This window comes from Stenotrophomonas sp. TWI700, assembly GCF_039673645.1.
In the GTDB taxonomy this organism is placed as follows: domain Bacteria; phylum Pseudomonadota; class Gammaproteobacteria; order Xanthomonadales; family Xanthomonadaceae; genus Stenotrophomonas; species Stenotrophomonas maltophilia_AA.
Window position 1 is genome coordinate 25570 of sequence record NZ_JBDJMB010000020.1, and the last position, 21713, is coordinate 47282.

At 68.6% G+C, this 21713-nt stretch carries 18 protein-coding genes; 6 read left to right on the forward strand and 12 right to left on the reverse strand.

What is annotated here, in order from left to right:
• Positions 1-7 precede the first annotated feature (7 nt).
• From ABE473_RS13940 to ABE473_RS13950, 3 genes are all read right to left on the reverse strand, one after another.
• Positions 8-2134, reverse strand: a complete 2127-nt coding sequence (locus tag ABE473_RS13940; RefSeq protein WP_346489884.1) for an EAL domain-containing protein — start codon at positions 2132-2134, stop codon at positions 8-10.
• Positions 2131-3021 carry a phosphate/phosphite/phosphonate ABC transporter substrate-binding protein gene (locus ABE473_RS13945; RefSeq protein WP_346489885.1) on the reverse strand — a complete coding sequence of 297 codons (891 nt, stop codon included), beginning with the start codon at positions 3019-3021 and terminating at the stop codon, positions 2131-2133. The genes ABE473_RS13940 and ABE473_RS13945 overlap by 4 nt, the downstream gene beginning before the upstream one ends.
• Before the next feature lie 94 nt (positions 3022-3115).
• Positions 3116-3889 carry an RNA methyltransferase gene (locus tag ABE473_RS13950; RefSeq protein WP_346489886.1) on the reverse strand — a complete coding sequence of 258 codons (774 nt, stop codon included), beginning with the start codon at positions 3887-3889 and terminating at the stop codon, positions 3116-3118.
• Between the two features lie 119 nt (positions 3890-4008).
• Here ABE473_RS13950 and ABE473_RS13955 point away from each other — a divergent pair, with 119 nt between their 5' ends.
• Positions 4009-4836, forward strand: a complete 828-nt coding sequence (locus tag ABE473_RS13955) for an inositol monophosphatase family protein (RefSeq protein ID WP_019182815.1) — start codon at positions 4009-4011, stop codon at positions 4834-4836.
• 345 nt (positions 4837-5181) lie between these two features.
• Here the strand turns inward: ABE473_RS13955 and htpX are convergent, their stop codons facing one another.
• Positions 5182-6054 (reverse strand): protease HtpX, encoded by an 873-nt coding sequence (gene htpX, locus ABE473_RS13960; RefSeq protein WP_176989394.1) that lies wholly within the window; start codon positions 6052-6054, stop codon positions 5182-5184.
• A 93-nt stretch (positions 6055-6147) separates the two neighbouring features.
• Between htpX and gluQRS the strand changes: the two genes are divergently transcribed.
• From gluQRS to phaR, 3 genes are all read left to right on the forward strand, one after another.
• Complete coding sequence (gluQRS, locus tag ABE473_RS13965; RefSeq protein WP_346489887.1) at positions 6148-7053, forward strand: tRNA glutamyl-Q(34) synthetase GluQRS; 906 nt, start codon at positions 6148-6150, stop codon at positions 7051-7053.
• Positions 7054-7106: 53 nt separating this feature from the next.
• Positions 7107-7847, forward strand: a complete 741-nt coding sequence (phbB, locus tag ABE473_RS13970; protein WP_152153448.1) for an acetoacetyl-CoA reductase — start codon at positions 7107-7109, stop codon at positions 7845-7847.
• Between the two features lie 133 nt (positions 7848-7980).
• Positions 7981-8532, forward strand: a complete 552-nt coding sequence (phaR, locus tag ABE473_RS13975) for a polyhydroxyalkanoate synthesis repressor PhaR (RefSeq protein WP_346489888.1) — start codon at positions 7981-7983, stop codon at positions 8530-8532.
• Between the two features lie 122 nt (positions 8533-8654).
• On the opposite strand, the gene ABE473_RS13980 is transcribed toward phaR, so the two are convergent.
• The 6 genes from ABE473_RS13980 to ABE473_RS14005 all read right to left on the reverse strand — a co-directional run bounded on the left by ABE473_RS13980 (position 8655) and on the right by ABE473_RS14005 (position 16213).
• Positions 8655-9614 carry a TraB/GumN family protein gene (locus tag ABE473_RS13980; protein WP_346489889.1) on the reverse strand — a complete coding sequence of 320 codons (960 nt, stop codon included), beginning with the start codon at positions 9612-9614 and terminating at the stop codon, positions 8655-8657.
• 2 nt (positions 9615-9616) lie between these two features.
• Entirely contained in the window at positions 9617-10558 is a 942-nt protein-coding gene (locus ABE473_RS13985) for a DUF1684 domain-containing protein (RefSeq protein WP_346489890.1), read from the reverse strand.
• A 10-nt stretch (positions 10559-10568) separates the two neighbouring features.
• Positions 10569-12446 carry a DNA mismatch repair endonuclease MutL gene (mutL, locus tag ABE473_RS13990; protein ID WP_346489891.1) on the reverse strand — a complete coding sequence of 626 codons (1878 nt, stop codon included), beginning with the start codon at positions 12444-12446 and terminating at the stop codon, positions 10569-10571.
• A 107-nt stretch (positions 12447-12553) separates the two neighbouring features.
• Positions 12554-14161, reverse strand: coding sequence for an N-acetylmuramoyl-L-alanine amidase (locus ABE473_RS13995; protein ID WP_346489892.1), 1608 nt, complete (start codon positions 14159-14161; stop codon positions 12554-12556).
• Between the two features lie 88 nt (positions 14162-14249).
• Positions 14250-14732: a tRNA (adenosine(37)-N6)-threonylcarbamoyltransferase complex ATPase subunit type 1 TsaE gene (gene tsaE / locus ABE473_RS14000; protein WP_346489893.1), complete on the reverse strand. Its 483-nt coding sequence runs from the start codon at positions 14730-14732 to the stop codon at positions 14250-14252.
• A gap of 2 nt (positions 14733-14734) precedes the next feature.
• Positions 14735-16213 carry an NAD(P)H-hydrate dehydratase gene (locus tag ABE473_RS14005; protein ID WP_346489894.1) on the reverse strand — a complete coding sequence of 493 codons (1479 nt, stop codon included), beginning with the start codon at positions 16211-16213 and terminating at the stop codon, positions 14735-14737.
• Positions 16214-16285: 72 nt separating this feature from the next.
• Between ABE473_RS14005 and queG the strand changes: the two genes are divergently transcribed.
• The gene (gene queG / locus ABE473_RS14010) at positions 16286-17374 is read left to right on the forward strand and encodes a tRNA epoxyqueuosine(34) reductase QueG (RefSeq protein WP_346489895.1); all 1089 of its coding nucleotides are present in this window, start codon (positions 16286-16288) and stop codon (positions 17372-17374) included.
• Positions 17375-17434: 60 nt separating this feature from the next.
• The gene (xseA, locus tag ABE473_RS14015; RefSeq protein ID WP_346489896.1) at positions 17435-18775 is read left to right on the forward strand and encodes an exodeoxyribonuclease VII large subunit; all 1341 of its coding nucleotides are present in this window, start codon (positions 17435-17437) and stop codon (positions 18773-18775) included.
• Between the two features lie 30 nt (positions 18776-18805).
• Here xseA and ABE473_RS14020 read toward each other — a convergent pair whose 3' ends face one another.
• Positions 18806-19708 (reverse strand): M48 family metallopeptidase, encoded by a 903-nt coding sequence (locus ABE473_RS14020; protein ID WP_319210538.1) that lies wholly within the window; start codon positions 19706-19708, stop codon positions 18806-18808.
• 102 nt (positions 19709-19810) lie between these two features.
• Positions 19811-21685, reverse strand: coding sequence for a formylglycine-generating enzyme family protein (locus tag ABE473_RS14025; protein WP_346489897.1), 1875 nt, complete (start codon positions 21683-21685; stop codon positions 19811-19813).
• Between the last annotated feature and the right edge of the window lie 28 nt (positions 21686-21713).

Genomic DNA, 21713 nt, shown 5'->3' on the forward strand with positions numbered 1-21713 from the left:
TTGTCAATCAGCTGCCCGATTCGAGCAGCTGCACGACGTCGGTCGCGCTGACCGGATGGCTGAGCCAGTAGCCCTGGGCCAGGTCGCAGCCGCGCTGGGCCAGCAGGTCGAACTGCACTTCCTGCTCGATGCCTTCGGCGACCACGGTGATCCCCAGCGCATGGGCCATCGCGATGATGGCCGTGGTCAGGGCCAGGTCGTCCGGGTCGCGCTGCATGTCGGCGACGAAGCTCTTGTCGATCTTGACCCCGTCCACCGGCACTTGGCGCAGGTGGCTCAAGCCCGAGAAGCCGGTCCCGAAATCATCCAGCCAGACCTTGACGCCGGTCCGGTGCAGCTTGTCCAGCAGCGCCGCAGCCAGCATTTCATCGCCGATCACCGCGGTTTCGGTCAGCTCCAGGTGCAGGCGCGAGGCCGGCAGGCCGGTATCGCGCAGGCAGTCGGCGACCAGGGTCGGCAGTTCTCCGCCCCGCAGCTGGCGCGGTGACACGTTGACCGACACGAACAGGCCCTCGCCGTCCACACCGGCCGGCCATTGCACCGCCTCGGTGCAGGCCGCGCGCAGGACCTTGGGGCCGATCACTTCGATCAGGCCGCTCTGCTCGGCCACTTCGATGAATACCGAGGGCGGAATTGTGCCGAGGGTCGGGTGCTGCCAGCGCAGCAGCACCTCCACCCCGACCATGCGGCGGTCGCGGGTGCGGAAGATCGGCTGGTAGGCCAGCCGCAGTTCGCCGCGCTCCCAGGCACCGCGCAGCTCCTGCTCCATGTGCACGCGGCGCTCGACCGCATGATCCATCGCCCGGCTGTAATAGCGGTAACAGTTCTTGCCGGCCATCTTGGCCTGGTACATGGCGATGTCGCCATTCTTCAACAGCGTGGTGGCATCGGCGGCATCATCGGGGAACAGGGTCACACCGATCGAGGTGCCGAGGAACAACTCCCGGCCCTGCACCACCAGCGGCTTGCCCAGTTCGCGCACGAGGATCTCGGCCAGTTCGCGGGCCCCGGCGGCGACATCCCCCTCCCCGATCAGTATCACGAACTCATCGCCACCGAAGCGTGCCAACAACGCCTCGTCGCCGCCGGCCTGGGCGACCGCCGCGCTGATCCGCTGCGCGAACTGCAGCAGCGCCTCGTCGCCGGCCTCGTGCCCCAGGGTGTCGTTGACCCGCTTGAAATCGTCCATGTCGGCGAACAGCAGCCCCAGCCGGTGTCCGGAGGCGCGCGCGGCCATCAGGCGATGATCGAGCGCCTCGCGGAACGCCAGCCGGTTGGTCAGGCCGGTCAGCGCATCGGTATAGGCCATGTGCCGCACTTCGCGGTCATGCCGCGCGATCGCCTGGCTCATGCGGTCGAACGCACGCATCAACTCACCGACCTCGTCCTGCCGGCGGCTCTCCGGCATCCGCAGGGTGTAATCGCCCGCCTCGATCTGGCGTGCAGCACCGGCCAGCCAGCGGATCGGCGTGACCAGCGTGCGCTGCACGTAGATGATCACCACCGCGCCGATCCCGATCAACAGGCCGAGCATCAGCAGCAGCCATCCCAGATGGCGCTTGCCGACCTGCTGCAGGCGATCGCCCAGGGTCTGGTTGGCCCGCCGTTCCATGGCCTGCACGTCATCCAGCGCCATGCCCACGCGCACGCCGCCGATCCGCTGGTTGCCGATCATGATCGGCATCGCGTTGTCGAGCACCTTGGGCGAGGCCTGCACCACCAGCTCGCGCGCGCCGGCGGCACCCGCAGCGAGCGGGTCGGTCATGGGCTGGCCGAACTCCAGCACGTCCACCGTGCCATCGTGGATCAGCCGGCCCTGGTCGTCGAACACCAGCACATAACGCACCACCTGCTGCCGGGAAGTATTGCGCACCAGCGCCCCGACCTGCTCCAGGTCGTTGTAGTACAGCGGGTTGGCCAGCGCATCGGACAGCTCACGCGCCAGCGCTTCGCCCCGGCTTCGCACGCTGCGGTCGAACAGGTCATGGATGACCGTGCCACTGAGGTGCTGCACCTCATCCTGCATCGTGGCCTGGCGCCCCAGCACCACGGCCACGATCGCCACCACCACCAGCATCGCGCCGCCCATCGCCAGCACGAAGCGGGCCTGCATTCCGGAACCCAAGCGACTCATTCCACTTCCATCCGCACGCGCGTCAAGCCTTGTTTCAATTCATCCAGCCGGTGCTGCATCTGCGCATCCACCCGGTGGAACCCGGAAGTACCAAAAAACGTCTTCAATGCCGGCCGTGCCTGCGGATCGGATGCGGCGTGCAGCAGCACCTGCTGCAGGCGGTCGCGCACCTGCGGGTCCAGGCCCTCGCGCACCATCTCGACCGCCCGCGGATACGGCGCGGTGCGATGGATGACGCGGAAATCGCGCAGGAAATTGGCCGGTATGCGCTTGCCATCGGACCAGTCCACGCTGCTCACCGCCCCGGCGTCGACCAGCCCCTTGTGGACGAACGTGGCGATGTTCGACTCCGACCGCGCGAACACGTAGCCCACCGTATCCGGCGCGGCGACATCACCGATCGAGGCCAGGATCTCCGGCGTTTCGCCATGCTGCAGCAGGGTCATGACCGGCACCAGATACGCACTGGTGGACGCGACGTTCTGCAGGGCCAGGGTGTGCCCGCGCAGGTCTTCCAGAGTCTGGATGGGACTCTCGCGGCGCACGAAGAACACGGTGTGGTAGTCGCGCACGCCGCTGCGCTCGGTCAGCAGCAGCGGTCTGGCGCCGCTGCGCAGCCCCAGGGCCACGGCGGTACCGGAGGTTTCGGTCACCCAGTCGACCCGGCCGCGGCGCAGGTAGCTGCCCATCTGCTGGGCATCGCGCGCCATGAGGATGCGGCCTTCGGTGATACCGACGTCGTGCATGCGGGGGATCACGTAATCGAGCAGGGGCTGCAGTTGCGCATAGTGTGACTTGGGGTCGTCGCTGATCCGGCCCAGCACCAGGACATGGGCGGGCCCGGCCAGCGCCGGACCGGTCATCGCGGCGATGGCCAGACACAGCATTACGCTCTGCAGCAGCCTTCGCAGTCTCGACAAGCCCATCACTCCCCCCAAGGAATCGAGACAGACTACCCGAAAAAATGAGAACTGCGTCAGCTTACAGGGGCTTATTCGTCGCCAACCGCGCCATCCGCTGAGCGTCGGACAGGATGCCGCGCAGCAGCCGCACTTCCTGTTCGCTCAGTTCCGTCCGCAGGAACAGGCGGCGCAGCTTGCGCATCGCCGATTCGGGCGCACGGCCCTTGTGGAAATCGATCTCATCGAGGGTATCGCCGAGCTGGCCGAACAGGCCTTCGACCTGGGCATGGCTGGCCGGCGCTTCGCCGAAACCGGGGTCGGCCGGGGCAGCGACCGGGGCCTCGGCGGCGCCGAGGATCGCCATGCGCACTTCATAGGCCAGCACCTGGACGGCGGCGGCCAGGTTCAAGGAACTGAACTCCGGGTTGGAGGGAATGTGCACGGCCGCATGGCAGAGCTGCAGCTCTTCATTGGTCAGGCCGGTGCGCTCGCGGCCGAACACGAAGGCGACTTCGGCCGGCTCGGCGGCCTTGGCCAGCACCCGCTGGGCAGCCACGGCCGGCAGCAGTTCTTCCAGCTGCACCCGACGCGAGCGGGCGGTGCAGCCCAGCACGAAGCGGCAGTCGGCGACGGCCTCGGCCAGGGTGGCCACGACCGGGGCGTCACCGAGGACATCTTCGGCGCCGGCGGAGCGGCGGAAGGCCTCTTCATCCAGCGGTTTTTCCGGGGCCACCAGGACCAGGCGGCCCAGGCCCATGGTTTTCATGGCACGCGCGGCCGCCCCCATGTTTCCGGGGTGCTGGGTGCCGACCAGGACGAAACGGATGCGGGCGGGAGCGGTTTCAACGGACATGAACAGGCCAAATGGGAGCAGGACAGCGACAAATGGTAAACTGTGCGACCGGCCTCTGCGCCGGGACCGCTCTTTTCCCCCGCCAAACCCCTACTCTGCCTTCACGGGAGCTTTTCGCCATGCAGAAACCCGCCGTCACCGTCATGGTCAAGGCCGCCCGCCTCGCCGGCAACGTCCTGTTGCGCAACATCAACAAGCTCGAGGCGTTGAACGTCGTGCAGAAGGGCCGCATGGACTATGCCAGTGAAGTCGATGCAGATGCGGAAAAGGTCATCGTCAAGGAACTCAAGCGCGCCTATCCCGAGTACGGGATCATGGGTGAGGAAGGTGGCGTGCAGTCGGTCAACCGTTACATGTGGGTCATCGATCCGCTGGACGGCACCAGCAACTACCTGCGCGGCTTCCCCCATTACTGCGTGTCCATCGCCCTGGTCGAGAACGGTGAGCCGATCGACGCGGTGATCTTCGATCCGCTCCGCAATGAGCTGTTCACCGCCAGCCGCGGCGCGGGCGCGGTGTTCAACGACCGCCGTATCCGTATTGCCGAGCGCAAGGATCTGGGCGGCGCGATGATCCATACCGGCTTTGCCCCGCGTGAGCGCCAGCGCACGAGTGCGCAGCTGAAGGCCGTCGATGCGCTGCTGGTGCAGGCCGAAGATGTGCGTCGCACCGGTTCGGCGGCGCTGGATCTGGCCTATGTCGCCTGTGGCCGCGCCGATGCGTACTTCGAGGCCGGCGTGAAGGCATGGGATATCGCAGCCGGCGTGCTGCTGGTCCGTGAGGCCGGTGGCCGGGTCTGCGATTTCAAGGGCGCGACCCCGGCCCGCATGGACAGCCGTGGTCCGGAAACCCAGCAGATCGTCGCGGGCAACGTGAAGATCAGCGATGCGCTGCAGAAGGTTCTGGTCAATACCGGCTACGCGGCGGAGTTCGACGCGAAGTTCTGATCGGGCTGGATCTGATCTGCATGATGACGGCGCCTTCGGGCGCCGTTGTTGTATGTGGGGCTGGGTCTATGACGGCGACGGCAACGGCAGCGCTTCCATTGCTGAGGGCGAGAGGCCGCGGTGGGTAGCCTGGGCCAAGACGCGCCGTCAACCCATCCCTGGGGGCTCGTGGGCGCCATCCATGGCGCCCTGACGGTCTTGGCCCAGGCTACCCACCGGCCTCTCGACAGATCTCGATGTGGCGGATGGAAGAACTCGTGCTGCTGAGTCCACTGGGGGCACCTGCCCGCCAACAAAAACGCCCGGCGAAAGCCGGGCGTTCTGGTCAGCGCACTGCGGTGTGGGTTACACCACGGTGTTGTTGGCGGCGCGAAGCGCGGCGATGCGCTCGTCCAGCGGCGGGTGGCTCATGAACAGCTTCTTGGCAGCGCCGCCAGCGATGCCGAAGGCGGCGATCTGGGTCGGCAGGGTGCTCTGGCCGTGGTTGACCTTGAGGCGTTCCAGCGCGGCGATCATCTTCTGGCGGCCGGCCAAGTGGGCGCCGCCGGCGTCGGCGCGGAATTCGCGGTGACGGGAGAACCACATGGAGATCATGGTGGCGAACAGGCCGAACACCATTTCCAGCACGAACACGATGATGTAGTACGCGAAGCCGCGGCCGCCGCCTTCGCGGTTGCCGGACAGGGCGCTGTCGATGAAGCCGCCGACGATGCGGGCCAGGACGATCACGAAGGTATTGAGCACGCCCTGCAGCAGGGCCATGGTGATCATGTCGCCATTGGCGACGTGGGCGATTTCATGGCCGAGCACGGCTTCGGCTTCGTCTTCGCTCATGTTGTGCAGCAGGCCGGTGGAGACCGCGACCAGGGCCTTGTTGCGGTTGGCACCGGTGGCGAAGGCGTTGATTTCAGGGCCTTCATACACCGCCACTTCGGGCATGCCGATGCCGGCCTCGCGGGCCTGGCGCTCCACGGTGGCCAGCAGCCAGCGCTCGGTCTGGTTGCGCGGCTCGGTGATCACCACCGCGCCGGTGGAGCGCTTGGCCATGAACTTGGACAGCAGCAGTGAAATGAACGAGCCGCCGAAGCCGAAGATGGCCGCAAAGACCAGCAGACCGCTCATCTGGTTGGGATTGACGCCCAGTACCGACATCACGATGCCGGCCAGGATCAGCACCGCAAAGTTGGTCAGAAGGAAGAGAGCAATGCGACTGAACATGGGAAAAGGACGCTCGTGGGAGGTTGATGAGTGCAAATCTGCGGTGACTTCAGCTTGAATTCAAGTCGCAAACTGACCGACGATTCATAGTCCATGTCCGATCCCTCCTATTGCGGGCGCTTTGCGCCCTCGCCCACCGGCCCCCTGCACCCCGGCTCCCTGCTGGCGGCGCTGGGCAGCTGGCTGCTCGCGCGCCATGCCGGCGGCCGCTGGCTGGTGCGGGTGGAGGACGTCGATCCTCCTCGAACGGTGCCCGGCGCGGTGAGCGGCCAGCTGGCCATGCTGGCCGCCTGCGGACTGGTCAGCGACGGGCCGGTGGTGCATCAGAGCCAGCGCGATGCGCTGTATGAGGCGGCGCTGGAGCGGCTGCTGCGCGAGGACAAGGCGTTTGTCTGCCATTGCAGCCGCAGCGAGCTGGCCGCGCAGGGCGGCATCCACCACCGCTGCGTGGCTCGCGCCGAGCGCGCGCACCCTGCCGTGCGGCTGCGGGTGCCACCGGGCAGCGTGGTCCGCTTCGATGACGGCCTGCAGGGCACGATCGTCCAGGACGTGCACGCCGAGGTCGGTGATGTGGTGCTGCGCCGGGCCGACGGCTACTGGGCGTACCAACTGGCGGTGGTGGTCGACGATGGTGCGCAGCACGTAACCGACGTGGTCCGCGGGGCCGACCTGCTCGACTCGACCCCGCGCCAGATCCTGCTGCAGCAGGCGCTCGGATTGCCGACGCCGCGCTACCTGCATCTGCCACTGCTGCTCGGCCCCGACGGGCGCAAGCTGTCCAAGTCCGAGGCCGCGCTGCCGATCGACCCCGCCCAACCGCTGCCGGCCCTTCGCCAGGCGTGGCGGCAGCTCGGCCAGGACCCGACCATCGGCGCGGCGGTCGACGAGGTCGACCATTGGCTGCAGCAGGCCGCCGCCAGCTTTGATCCGGCACGGTTGCCACCGGGTGACATTCCAACCTTGCACGTGGCTGGCGAGGCTGCCCCTTTTGCCCGCTGATGTTGCAGAATCGTTTTCCCCCTTGTTGGCCCTGCCTTTCGGAGTAGCTGCTCATGACATCTCGCGTCGCACTGGTCACCGGTGGTACCGGCGGTATCGGTACTGCCATCTGCCAACGTCTGGCCGACCAGGGCCATCGGGTCGCCACCAACTACCGTGACGAAGCAAAAGCCAAGGCCTGGCGCGAGAAGATGCTGGCCCGCGGCTGCGATGTGGCGATCTTCCCCGGCGATGTGTCCGACCCCGGCACCGCCGAGAGCATGGTGCAGGCCGTCGAAGCGGCGCTGGGCCCGGTCGAGATCCTGATCAACAACGCCGGCATCACCCGTGACACCACGTTCCACCGCATGCGCGCGGACCAGTGGCACGATGTGATCAACACCAACCTCAACTCGGTGTTCAACGTCACCCGCCCGGTCATCGAGGGCATGCGCCGCCGCGGCTGGGGCCGGGTCATCCAGATCAGCTCGATCAACGGCCTGAAGGGCCAGTATGGCCAGGCCAACTACGCCGCCGCCAAAGCCGGCATGCACGGCTTCACCATTTCGCTGGCACGTGAGAATGCAGGCTTCGGCATTACCGTGAACACGATTTCGCCCGGCTACGTGGCCACCGACATGGTCATGGCCGTGCCGGACGAGGTGCGTGCCAAGATCATTGCCGACATCCCCACCGGCCGCCTCGGCAAGCCGGAAGAGATCGCCTACGCGGTGGCCTTCCTGGTCAACGACGAAGCGTCGTGGATCACCGGCTCCAACCTGGACATCAACGGCGGCCACCACATGGGGTGGTAAGGGCCCGGAGAAAGCGCGAATTTGCTGCACCCCATGTTGCGCAACATAAATGCGGCCCCTTGCTACCTATGGCGGTTGCATAGGCTGCTGCACTGCGCCATGCTGCGCGCCTACTGTGATGAGTGACTGCTTCATGGCTGCGACCCGCATTATCAAGAAGTATCCGAACCGCCGGCTCTACGACACGGAAATCTCCAGCTACATCACCATAGAGGATGTGCGCCAGCTGATCCTGGATGGCGAGGACTTCGAGGTGCGTGACGCCAAGAGTGGCGATGACCTGACCCGCTCGGTGCTGCTGCAGATCATCGCCGACCAGGAGCAGGACGGCGAACCGATGCTGTCCACCCAGCTGCTCAGCCAGTTGATCCGCTTCTACGGCGACTCGCTGCAGGGCTTCATGGGCAACTACCTGGAGCGCAGCATGCAGGTCTTCCTGGACCAGCAGCAGCAATTCCGCCAGCAGATGGGCAATCTCCTCGGCCAGACCCCGTGGGCGATGATGAACCAGCTGACCGAGCGCAACATGGAAATGTGGCAGGACTTCCAGCGCAACATGGGCACCGGCTTCGGCGGCCGCCCGGGTGGCACCGGAACGGGCACAGGCACAGGCACGGGTACCGGCACCGGTGCCGGCAAGAAGCCGGAAACCCCGGCACCGGGCGCGGGCAAGACCCGCCGCTGAGCCCGGGCTCCCCGCACACAGAGAAAAGGCGCAGCCCACGGGCCGCGCCTTTTTTCGTCCAGGGGCCGGGCGACGTCAGCGTCGCCGTCCGGCCGGCCCTGGCGCCGTCCCGGCCGCGCGCATCAGCGCTTGGGTTTGGCGCAGCCGGTGCAGACGCGCTCGACCTTGTAGCCCTTGGCCCGCAGCTTTTCGACCACGCCATCGTTGCCCAGCAGATGCAGGGTGCCGACCACCACCATCGTGCCGCCCTGCCCGGCCTGCAGGTGCTGCTGCAGCTTGGGCACCCAGGCGTCGTTGCGGTCGCTGTTGATGCGCTTGTAGAGCTGCGGGTACTGGCCGCGCATTTCGGTGGCCATCGAGGTCCACAGCAGCTTGTCGTCGCCCCGGCGCCAGGCATCGTGCAGCTTGCGGCCCATCTCATCGCCCTTGCCGGCCTGCTCCAGCGCCTCGGCCACCATCTGCTGCTGTTCCTTGGCCGACATCCCCGACAGCACCGCGACCTGGGTGTCGATGTCCTCCAGCCCGTCGGTCGCCTTGCCTGCGCTCGCGGCGCGGCTCATGAAATGACGATCCAGCCCGAGCGCCGGGTCCAAGCCCATCTTGGTGAACTGGCTCAGGGTGATGGTCAGGCCGACGAACCACGGCTTCATACCCTGCAACTGGGCCAGCGGCAGCTTGTTCTCCTGTGCGTAGGCCTGGAGCCTGGTCCAGGTCGCCGCATCCAGGTCGCGCTTGAGCTCCGAACCATCGGTACGCACCGCGGCCTGGACCATTTTCTGCGCCAGCTGCGGCGATTCCATGTCCTGCGGGGACAGCTCGAACACCACGCGCTGCGAGGCCGCGAACGCGGCGTCGACGTCCGGCGAGAGCGGGTAATCGCTGGGCTGCAGCAGGTGGAACGAGCCCAGCAGGTACAGCCGGCTGTCGCCGGGGCCGGTCACTTTCCACAGCAGCGGAACCGGCGGCGTGGCCTTGGCCGCGGGCGCGGCGGGTGCGGCCGGGCGTGCGGCGGCACCACCGGCACCGATCAACAGGCCCGCGGCGATCAGCATCGGGGACAACAGGCGCGACAACATCGACATGTTCAAACCTCTCCTTCGGGAGCGTGGTACGCCTGCTCACCCGCGTCCACGCGCAGGTCCAGGCGGTTTTCAGGGGGCGTCAGCGGGCAGGTCGCGAACGGGGTGAACGCGCACGGTGGGTTGTAGGCGTGATTGAAATCGATCACCACGCGGCCCTGGTCATCCGGCGCGGGCAGATCCAGATAACGACCCGCCGGATAGCTGCCGTGGCCGCTGGTGCGGTCGCCGAAGATGACGAACAGGTCGCGGCCCGGTTCGCCGATCGCTTCCAGCCGCCAGGTGCGGCCGTCGCGCTCGAATTCCAGCGCGCCGGCATTGGGCATGTTGGTGGTCAGCCCGGTGATGTCCACGATCGGCAGCGTCTTGCCGGCCGGATGCGGCACGAAGCGCGCGGTGACGCGCCAGGTGGGACCGCCCGGCCAGTAGGTCAGGCCGGTGAAGTTCGTCCGCGACGGCGCATCGGCATGCTTGACCCGCAGTGCGAAACGCTCGCCGCGATGGATCAGGCTGAGCCGGCCCTTGTCATCGTCGAAGGCGATGACCGTCGGGGTGGGATCACGATCGCTGAAGAAGCGGATGCGGCCGGTGACCGGTTTTCCGTCCACGCGCATCGGCACGCCACGCTCCGGCGTGAACCAGACGGTCGTGCCTTCACGCGCGACCATGCCGAGCTTGTCCGGGCCCACGGCGAGGCGGATGCCGCTGCCCGGCCCGCGACCGATGTAATGCGCTTTGTGCTCCAGCCAATGCAGGCCGACCAGGCTGGTCCAGCCATCGGCGGCATGCAGTTCCTCGTAGCGCTGTTGCCGCCACTGCTGCTGTCCGGCTTCGAAGGCCGGATCGATGGCGACCTTGGCCGGCGCCGCCTCGTTCCTGCCGCCACACGCGGACACGCCCACTGCCAGCAGCAACGCGGCGGCCCACACTCCCCAGTGCTTCCCCATGACCTTCCCCTCAACGTCCGCGCAGGAACCAGCGGTCGATTTCCGCCAGTGAAAAACGCGCCCAGGTCGGTCGGCCGTGATTGCACTGACCCGAGCGTTCGGTGATTTCCATGTCGCGCAACAGTCCGTTCATTTCCGGCACCGTCAGGCGCCGGTTGGCGCGCACTGCACCGTGACAGGCCATGGTCGACAACAGTTCGTCGCGGGCACTGGCGATGCGCCGGCTCTGGCCATGCTCGCGCAGGTCGGTCAGCACGTCGCGCAGCAGCGCCTCGGGTTCGGCATTGGCCAGCAGCGCCGGAATGCTGCGCACGTGCAGCGAGCCGGGGCCGGCGCGGGTGATTTCAAAGCCCAGCGAGGTCAAGGTCTCGGCTTCGCGCTCGGCGGTATCGGCATCGCGTTCGCCGACCGCCAGGGTGATCGGGACCAGCAGCGGTTGCGCATGCAGGCCCATGCCATCGTGCGCGGTTTTCAGGCGTTCGTAGCCGATGCGTTCGTGCGCGGCATGCATGTCCACCACGATCAGGCCTTCGGCGTTCTCGGCCAGGATGTAGATGCCATGCAGCTGCGCGATCGCATAGCCCAGCGGTGGCACGCCACTGTCGGTGGCGGTCACCGGCAGACCGTTTTCAGTCGGCATCGGCGGCAAGGTGCCCGCCGCCGGGGTTCCGCCGGGCGCGCCATACAGCGCTGCATAGGCGGATGGCGCATCGGCCACGCGCAGCCCCAGCGGTGATTGCTGCGGGCGCCAGTCGCCGCCCATGCCACCCCCACCGCCTGCTCCATTACCGGCCAGTGCATAGCCGGTGCCGCCGGAGGACGGCAGACCGTAGGCGGGCGCCGCAGTGGCAACACTCTCGGTGGCATGCACCTGCGGACCGGCCGCGGTCATGCCAGCGCGCGTTTCCGCCAAGGCTTCCTTGAGCGTGCGGTAGACGAAGTCATGGATCAGCCGCGAATCGCGGAAACGCACTTCATGCTTGGCCGGATGCACGTTGACGTCGACGCGGGTCGGGTCCAGTTCCAGGAACAGCACATACGCAGGCTGGCGGCCATGGAACAGCACGTCGCCGTAGGCCATCTTCACCGCGTGCGCGACGCTGCGGTCACGCACCGAGCGGCCGTTGACGTACAGGTACTGCTGATCGGTGCTGGCCCGCGAATAATGCGGCTGCGCGATCCAGCCATGCAGGCGCAGGCCGGCACCGCTGTGGTCCACGCGCAGTGCCTGGTTGGCGAAATCTTCGCCCAGCGTCTCGCCCAGGCGCGCATCGGAATACAGATCACCGGGCTTGTAGCGGCGCGAGGGTTTGCCATTGTGCGATACGCGCAGCTCGACATCCGGGCGCGCCAGCGCGAGCGAACGCAGCCACTCTTCGATATGGCCCAGCTCGGTGCGCTCGGCACGCAGGAACTTGCGGCGCGCCGGCACGTTGTAGAACAGCTCGCGCACTTCCACCGTGGTACCGGGCGCATGTGCGCGCGGGGTGACTTCGCCGAGCCGGCCGCCTTCGATCTGCAGGGCGGAGCCGTGCGCGTCGATGGCGCGGCGCGAGCTCAGGGTGAAACGGCTCACCGAGGCGATCGATGGCAGCGCTTCGCCGCGGAAGCCGAGCGTGGCCACCGATTCCAGATCATCCAGGCTGGCGATCTTGCTGGTGGCGTGGCGCGACACCGCCAGCGCGAGTTCTTCGGGTGCGATGCCACCGCCATCGTCGCGGATCCGGATCAGCCGCACGCCGCCCTCTTCGAGGTCGATATCGACCCGGGTGGCGCCCGCATCCAGCGCGTTCTCGACCAGTTCCTTGACCACGGACGCAGGGCGTTCGACCACTTCGCCGGCGGCGATCTGGTTGATCAGGATCTCGGGGAGCTGGCGGATGCTCATGCGCACCTCCCGGCAGCGGAGGTGGCAGGCGGGGCGGCAAGGCGGAGGCGGGAAACGGACGTCATCCCGTGATGATAGCGTGCGCCGGGCGATGCAACCCGCAGGGGTTACTTGCTGCCACCCGCCACGGTACCGGCGGCGTCGATTTCGGCCTGGGCGCGCGCGGCGTACAGGGTACCCGGCGGCGGCTGGCGGCTGAAGAAGGTGTGCACGCCGTCGAGCACCGCACCGGCGATCTGGCGCTGGTAGGCCGGGTCGATCAGGCGGCGCTCTTCATCCGGATTGGAGATGAAGGCGGTTTCGACCAGCATCGCCGGCATGTCCGAGGTACGCAGCACCGCGAAGTTGGCGCGTTCGATGTTGGGCTTGTGGTTCTTGCCGATCCGCTTCAGGCCGCCGAGCACGTGCCCGGCCGCGTCTTCGGAAGCCTTCATGTAGCCGCTCTGGGCCAGATCGAGCAGCACGTTGGCCAAGGTGCCTTCGGTCTGCTGCAGGCGTACGCCACCGACCAGATCGGCGGCGTTTTCCTTGTCGGCCAGCCAGCGGGCGCGCTGCGAGGAGGCGCCCTTGGTCGAGAGCACATACACCGACGAGCCGGTCGCCGCACGGTTTTCGGCAGCATCGGCATGGATCGAGATGAACATGTCGGCCTTGGCCGCACGTGCCTTCTGCGCGCGCATCGGCAGCGGGATGAACACGTCGCTGTCGCGGGTCAGGTAGGCCTTCAGGCCGGGCGTTGCGTTGATCTGGCGAGCCAGTTCACGCGCCACCGCCAGGGTGATGTCTTTTTCGCGCTTGCCGGTCGGGCCGACCGCGCCGGGATCCTGGCCGCCATGGCCCGGATCGATCGCGATCACCAGCGGCCGCATGCCGGCACGCATCTTGACCCGCGAGGCGTCGCTGGGCATCGCCGGACGCGGATTGTCCTGCGGCGTGACCGGGGTCGGCGTCGGCACCGGCGTGGGAACCGGCGCACTGGCGACAACGGCGCCGGTTGCCTGACCGGCCAGGATCGCCGCCGGCGAGGCGCTGTTGCTGGCGGCGTTGGCGGTGCCGGCGGCCGCGACATTCACGGTGGTCGCGGTGGTCGCCGTCGGGCCCGGGGCAGGCGCCGAGGTGGCGACCGTGGCACTGGCCTGCTGGCGCACCGAAGCCGTCAGCAAGGCGGTGGCGCGCGCGGCATCGCTGCGCGCCTGTGCGGACTGGGCGGCGGTCTGCGCGGGGGTCGGTGCCGGCGCGGAAGCGGTCGGCGCCGGTGAAGGCACCGCAGCCTGCGCAGCGGCCGGCATCGGCGCGGGCGCAGTGGCAACGGTGGTCGCGCTCGGCGCATCGCCCGGCCACTCGATCACCAGCCGCGACTGATCGCCCTGCTTGATCATCTGCGGACGGAACGGCGCCACCGATTCGGCCAGGTCGAACACCACGCGGAACGTGCCCGGCACCGGCTGCCCGGTGCGGACCGCGGTGACCACGCCCTTCGGCGCAGGCAGTTTGAGGTTGCGGATCGCGCTGGAGTCCGGGAAATCGACCACCAGGCGGTTCGGACCGGCCAGGGACAGGGTCTTGTACCCCCCGCTGCCGGCCAGCGAAATCTCCGCACGGGTCCCGGTCGCACCGGTCTCCACGGCCACCTGGCGGACTTCGCCCGCCCACGACAGCGCGCTCGCCAGACAGAGTCCGACGGCAGTGCAGAGGGCAGCGAGAGATTTCCCCATTGGCATAGGTCAGGATTCAATCACCGCGCTGAATGAAATGCAACTCCTTTTCCCTTAATAATCCGTAACCTGCCGGTGTTTCCTAGTGTCAGCCGACAGAAAGGGCCTGCAAGTCACCCCCTTGAGGCAGCCGTTGGAGCCATTCACGACCCGACGGGCTGGTCCCGGTGAGCCGGGCACGGCGTCCCTGGCCGTGGATGTCCAGTGCCACTTCCAGGTCGGTGGGCGGCAGCGCGCCGGCGCCCCGCTCCGGCCATTCGACCAGCCACAAAGAGGCGCTGCCTTCGTCCAGCCCGAGGAAATCCAGCTCCTGCGCGTTGCCGATCCGGTACAGATCCAGGTGCCAGGCCTCGTGGCCGTCGGCCAGCGGATAGCGCTCCACCAAGGTGTAGGTGGGGCTGCGGATCGCGCCCTGCACGCCCAGCGCGCGCAGCAGTGCGCGGGCCAGGGTGGACTTGCCGGCGCCCAGGTCGCCCTGCAGCTGCATCACCGCCTGCGGCGGCCGGGTCGCGGCCAGCCATTGGCCGAGCAGGTCGGTGTCTTCGGTCTGCGCGAGGAAAAACTCGATCATGTTTACACGTCCGGATTGACCAGCCGGCGCAGCGGCGCCAGCAGATCGGTGGGAAGCAGGCCCCGCTGGCCGTCACTGGCGGCGGCATCGCCGGCCAGGCTGTGCAGCAGCGCGCCGGTGCTGGCGGCGTCGAAGGCGCCCAGCCCCTGCGCGCGCAGGGCGGCAATGATGCCGGTGAGCAGGTCGCCCATGCCACCCACGGCCATGCCAGGGTTGCCGGCGGCCACTACCCGCGGCAGCGCGTCGGGTGCGACGACCACGGTGCCGGCGCCCTTCAGCACCACCACGGCGTGGAAACGCGCGGCCAGCGCGGTCGCCGCCGTGAAGCGGTCGGCCTGCACCTGCGCGGTGCTCAGCCCGAGCAGCCGCGCCGCCTCGCCCGGGTGCGGGGTCAGGATCGCGTCGCTGAGTGTCCGTGGCGCCTTGGCCAGCAGATTCAGGGCGTCGGCATCGATCACCAGCGGTTTGCCGCTGGCCAGCACCTGCCGCCAGAGTTCGTGCGCCCAGTCGTCCTGGCCCAGGCCAGGCCCGATCGCGATCACCCCGGCACGGGGCAGCAGGGACTGCAGCTCCTGCGCGTCCTGCACGGCATGCACCATCGCTTCGGGCAGGCGCGCGAGCAGCGGTGCGACGTGCGGTGACTGGGTCGCCACGCTGACCAGCCCGGCGCCGGCGCGCAACGCCGATTCACTGGCCAGCATCACCGCCCCGCCGCTGCCGAGATTGCCGCCCACGCACAACACGTGGCCGGATTCGCCCTTGTGGGTGTTGGCGCGGCGCGCCGGCAGCTGCGCACGCAGTCGCGATGGCTGCCAGCACTCGGCGCTGTGCTGCACGCATGCCACTGCGGCTTGAGGCAGCTCCAGCGGTGCCAGACGACGTCCGCCAACATGTTCCAGCGCCGCGCCGGTGTACAGGCCCTGGTGGCGCACGATGAACTGCAGCGTGAGCGTGGCGCGGACCGCGACGCCCGGCACGTTGCCGGTCTGCGCATCCACGCCGCTGGGGACGTCCAGCGACAACACCGGCACGCCCGCCGCGTTGATGGCCGTGATCAGATCGGCCGCCGCGCCAGCCGGGGCACGGTTCAGGCCGATGCCGAACAGCGCGTCCACCAGCAGGTCCACCGCCGGCACGCGGCCATCAAAGCGCTCCACCCCACCGCCGGCGGCGATGAAGGCCTGCTCGGCCTGCCGGGACAACGGCGTCGCCGGGGCATCGGTGTCCAGCCGCAGCACCGTCACCGGGCGGCCGGCCTCGCGGGCCAGGCGCGCCACGACGTAGCCATCGCCGCCGTTGTTGCCGGCACCGACCACCACCCCGATCCGCTGCGCCTGCGGCCAGCGCTCCAGCAGGCAGTGCCAGGCGGCCTGGCCGGCCTGCTCCATCAGTGAGGCGCCGCCATCGCCCCGCAGGGCACTGGCCTGCGCATCCAGGCGGCGCGCGGCGGCGATATCGAACAGTTCAGCAAGCTCGGGCATGCCGGGATTCTATACTTGTCGCCCAGGCGCAGCCTTGCCGCGCCCTTCCCAGGCTCCGTTTCCGCCCAGGCCATGTCCGCCGTCCCCCTGCCCGCCCCCGTCCATCTGGCCCGCGCCGCCGAACGCATCCGTGCGATCGCGCGCGTGCACGGCTTCCAGCGCTGCGGTGTGTCCGGCATCGATCTGCGCGAGGACGAAGCGCACCTGGCCGACTGGCTGGGCAAGGGCCTGTACGGCACGATGGAATGGATGGCGCGGCACGGCACGCTGCGCGCGCGGCCGGACGAACTGCTGCCGGGCACCGTGCGGGTGATCTCGGTCGGCATGGATTACGGCCACAAGGACGACGCCGAGGCCTGGAACACCCTGCACGATGGCGACCGCGCCTACGTGGCGCGTTATGCGCTGGGCCGCGATTACCACAAGTTGATGCGCAACCGGCTGCAGAAGTTCGCCGACAGCATCGCCGCCGAGATCGGGCCGTTCGGCTACCGCGTCTTCGTCGATTCGGCCCCGGTACTGGAGCGCGCACTCGCCCGCAACGCGGGGCTGGGCTGGATCGGCAAGCACACCTGCCTGATCGACAAGCAGGGCGGCTCGTGGTTCTTCATCGGCGAAATCTACATCGACCTGCCGCTGCCGGTGGATACGCCGGCCAGTGCGCACTGCGGCACCTGCACGCGCTGCATCGATGTCTGCCCGACCCAGGCGATCATCGCCCCGCACCGCCTGGATGCACGCCGCTGCATCTCCTATCTCACCATCGAACACGACGGTGCGATTCCCGAAGAGATGCGCACGGCGATGGGCAACCGCATCTACGGCTGCGACGACTGCCAGCTGGTCTGCCCCTGGAACAAGTTCGCCAAGCGCACCGACGAGCCGGATTTCCGTGCGCGCAACGAGCTGGACACCGCCTCGCTCGCCCAGTTGTTCGCCTGGGAGGAAGACGAGTTCCTGCGCCGCACCGAAGGCAGCCCGATCCGCCGCAGCGGGCATGAGCGCTGGCTGCGCAACATCGCCGTGGCACTGGGCAATGCGCCGACCCACGCCGAGACACTCGCTGCGCTGCACGCACGGCGCGAGCATCCCTCGGCGATCGTGCGCGAGCATGTGGCCTGGGCCCTGCAGCAGCACGCCGCGCGCGCCACGGCGGGATGAAGCATCCCCGCCGACGTGCGACCATGGTGTCCCGTCCGTACCGTTTGGCCTGATCCCTCCATGGACCGCAGCGCGCAGATTCTCACGCCCAGCCAGCTCAACATCCTGGCCCGCGACCTGCTGGAAGGCGCGTTCCCGCTGATCTGGGTGGAGGCCGAGCTGGGCAGCGTCACGCGCCCCGCTTCGGGCCATATGTATTTCACGCTGAAGGATGCGCGCTCGCAGATCCGTGCGGCGTTGTTCAAGCCCAAGAGCCAGTGGCTGAAGTTCGTGCCGCGCGAAGGCATGCGCGTGCTCGCGCGTGGCCGGCTGACCCTGTACGAAGCCCGCGGCGAGTACCAGATGGTGCTCGACCACATGGAAGAAGCCGGCGAAGGCGCCCTGCGCCGCGCCTTCGAGCAGCTCAAGGCACGCCTGGAGGCCGAGGGCCTGTTCGCCCCCGAGCGCAAGCGGCCGCTGCCGGCGCATGTGCGTCGCCTGGCGGTGATTACCTCGCCGACCGGCGCTGCTGTGCGCGACGTGCTGAGCGTGCTCGAGCGGCGTTTTCCGATGCTCGAGGTCGATCTGCTGCCCAGCCTGGTACAGGGCGACAGCGCGGCCGCGCAGCTCACCTCATTGCTGCGCTCGGCCGATGCCAGCGGCCGTTACGACGTGATCCTGCTGACCCGCGGTGGCGGCTCGATGGAGGATCTCTGGGCCTTCAACGATGAGCAGCTGACCCGTGCGATCGCGGCCAGCCAGACCCCGGTGGTGTCTGCGGTGGGTCACGAAACCGACTTCAGCCTGGCCGACTTCGCCGCCGACCTGCGCGCGCCGACGCCCTCGGTCGCGGCCGAACTGCTGGTCCCCGACCAGCGCGACCTCCTGCTGCGCGTGCGTCGCCTCGATGCACGCCTGGCGCAATTGCAGCGGCACAGCCTGGGGCAGGCGATGCAGCGCGCCGACCGTGCCCTGCTCCGCCTCAACGCCCAGGGCCCGCAGTCGCGCCTGCAGCTGCTGCAGCGCCGGCAGCAGGACGTTGCGCGCCGCCTGCACGCGGCCTGGACCACGCAGCATCAGAACCGACTTGCCCACCTGCGCCACGCCGCGGCCGTACTGCGCAGCGGCCATCCGCAGCGCCGGCTGGACGCCCTGCGTGAGCGCCTGCAGCGCCTGCAGCCGCGCGCGGACAGTGCGATCGGCCGCCAGCTGCAGCGCGACGGCCTACGCCTGCGTGCCCTCGCCCGCTCCATGGAAGCGGTCAGTCCGCTGGCCACGGTTGCGCGGGGCTACGCGATCCTGACCCGTGACGACGATGGCAGCCTGGTGCGCTCGCCCCTGCAGGTGCGCCCGGGCGATACGCTCAAGGCACGCGTGCAGGACGGCGTGATCGACGTAACGGTCAACGAACCGGCGCGCTGATCCAGCGCATCGCCGATAAGGCGTTGACGGTCAGCGCCCCGCGCTCTCGCAGAATTTCTGCCGGTACTCCATCGCCTTCGGCATCAACGCCTGCAGGTTCTGGATGCGCGTGCCGGGATTGGGATGCGTGGACGCGAATTCCGAGGTCGACTGCCCGCCGCTGGCCTGCCCCATCCGCTCCCACAACGGGATCGCCTCCTGCGGATCGAAACAGGCCGCCGCGGCCAGCATCAGGCCCACTTCATCGGCCTGGGTTTCATGGCTGCGCGCGTACGGCAGCAGGTAGCCGTAGCCCATCGCCGACATCATCATCTGCTGCTGTTGCGGGTCCATGCCGCTGGCGGCGCCGGCCATCTGCCCGATCTGGGTCATCTTCTGCTGGGCCATGCGCTGGGCACCATGGCGCAGCAACGCATGCGCGATCTCATGGCCCATCACCACGGCCATCGCATCCACCGTGCGCGCCACCGGGATCAGCCCCGTGTACACCGCCATCTTGCCGCCCGGCAGGCAGAACGCATTGGCCTGCTCGGAGGGAATCACGTTGACCTCCCACTCGAAATCACGCGCGAAATGCGCCGGCTTCAGTCCATGTTCTTCGGCGAGGGCGGTTTCCACCACGTCCACCTTGGCGATCAGGCGCTGGGCGATCGCCTGGATCTCGCGCGACTGCGGCGCGTTGGGATCCAGCGGCCGCTCCTGCGCCAGGATCTCCTGGTAGGCCTGCAGGCCCAGCGCCTTTTCCTGGGTGGCATCCAGCGAGCTGTCGATCAGCACGCTCTCGCCGGTATACGGATCCACGGCGCGGTTGGAGAACCAATAGAACGCCGCATAGCCGGCAAACGCCAGCAGCACCCACCAGCGGATGTTGCCGAACAGGCCCGGCCGCCGGGCGCGGCCCTGCTGCTGACCGCCGAATGGATCGTTGCGCATGCGCTTGGTTCCTGAGATGGCCGTGGCACCCTGCCCGACGCTGTGCCAATCCTAGAACGCGCGCCGTGCGGCCGGGTGAAATCCAGCCGCAGGGGCGATCGGTCAGATCCCGCGCACCAGCCGAAAGCCGATCCGTGCGCTGGTGGTGTCCGAGTCCTGCGACTGCCGCCACGCGGCGCGGGTCTGGGCCGGCGCATTGGCCCAGTTGCCGCCGCGGATCACGCGCTGCCGGCAGCCCGGGTTGAACCAGGCCAAGCCGTCGGACGGCGCGCGCCGGTAGCTGGCATGCCAGCAGTCGGCCACCCATTCGCTGAGGTTGCCGGCGATGTCGTGCAGGCCCCACGGATTGGGATCGAAGCTGGCGACCGGCGCCGGCCCCCAATACCCATCGCCATAGCCGACGAAGGCGTTGTACCAGTGCCGCCCGGAGGGCGAGACATCCTCGGCACCGGTGAAGTTGCCCGCACGCGCCGGCGGGGTACCCGCATCGCCCCACGGGTAGCGGCCGCTGCTGCCCGCGCGCAGGGCGTACTCGAATTCGGCCTCGCTGGGCAGCCGGTACGAGCGCCCGGTCTGCTCGGACAGCCAGCTGGCGTAGTTCTCCGCATCGCGCACGCTGACGTGCATCACCGGCAGATTGGCGAGGGCCTCGGCGCCGTTGTAATCGGACTGCCAGTCCACCCCGCTGCGCCGCACGAAATTGCCGCTGCGCTCGTCGTACACGATCGAATGGCCGCGCCGCGTGGCGCGGGGGCGGGCCTTGGTGGCCTGCACATAGCGACGGAAATCGGCGACGGTCACTTCGGTGATCGACATCGCGAAGCCGCGTTCGAACCGTACGTAATGCGAGGGCTTTTCGGCATCGGTCGCGCCCAGCTCGTTCTCGGCCGCGCCCATCTGGAACCCGCCATGCGGCACCACGATCATCTGCGGCCCACGGCCCCCATCGCGCAGCGCATCGCTGAACACCTGGCGCGGCCGGAAGCTGCCGTAATGGGTGACCAGTTCGATGCGCTCGCGCAGCTGTCCCACCACGGGATCGCCGGGCAAGGCGATGCGCAGCGCGTCCTCCAGCTTCTGCCGCGCCGGCTTGAGCCCCTGTGGCGTGGCCAGATCGCGCAGGCCCTCGTTGCGCAGCCGCGCCAGGGTATCGGCGCGGATTCTCTCGATGCGTTCAAAGGCATCGGCGATGGTGATCGAGGAGTCACGGACTTTGGCCGCTTCCGCCAGCCAGGTACCCGCGGTGGCGAAATCGGTGGCCCGCGCAGCCGTTTCCGCACGCCGGATCAGTGCGCTCTCGGCCGCTGCCAGTCCTTGCCGGGCACGCGAACCGTCGGCATCCAGCGCCAGCGCTTCGCGGAAATTGGGAATGGCCCCATCGCCATCCTCGCCGATGCGGTCGGCACGCAGATCCTCTTCGCCGGCGCGGTTATAGGCCACCACGCGCTGGGCGATCTCCACCCGCGACTGCAGCTCGCGCACCTTGGCATCGTCCGGCGCCAGGGTGAGCAGGACCAGGGCCATTTCGCTGGCCTCGGCGAGCGCCTCGCGCTGCCTGAGCGGGCGATCCAGCAAGGCGGAAGCCTCCTCCAGCAGACGCTGCCGGGCGCGTTTCAGGCCGGCCTCGGCCGCGCGGTCCTTCGGATCGTGCCGCAGCAGCGCGAGCCAGATCGGGATCGCGTCCTCGGCGGTGCGGTACAGCCGGTCTTCCTCGAAGGCGCGTGCGGCATCGCGGCGGGCCTGTGCGACCCCGTCCTCGACGAGGGTCACGGCGGGCGGCTCCCAGCGCTCCACGGTCTCGGCAGCGTCCTCACCGCCGATGGTCACCTGCGCCACCGGTGCGCTCGCCTTGGCCGCTGCCTTGGCCGGGGCGGCGGCAGGCGTTGCCGCGGGCGCGGGGGCCGGCGCGGGCGAACAGCCGGCCAGCAGGCCCAACAGTGCAGTGAACAGCAGCGGCAATGTGCCTGACGGTCGCAAATGAACTCCTCGGGGTGTGCCTGCGCGC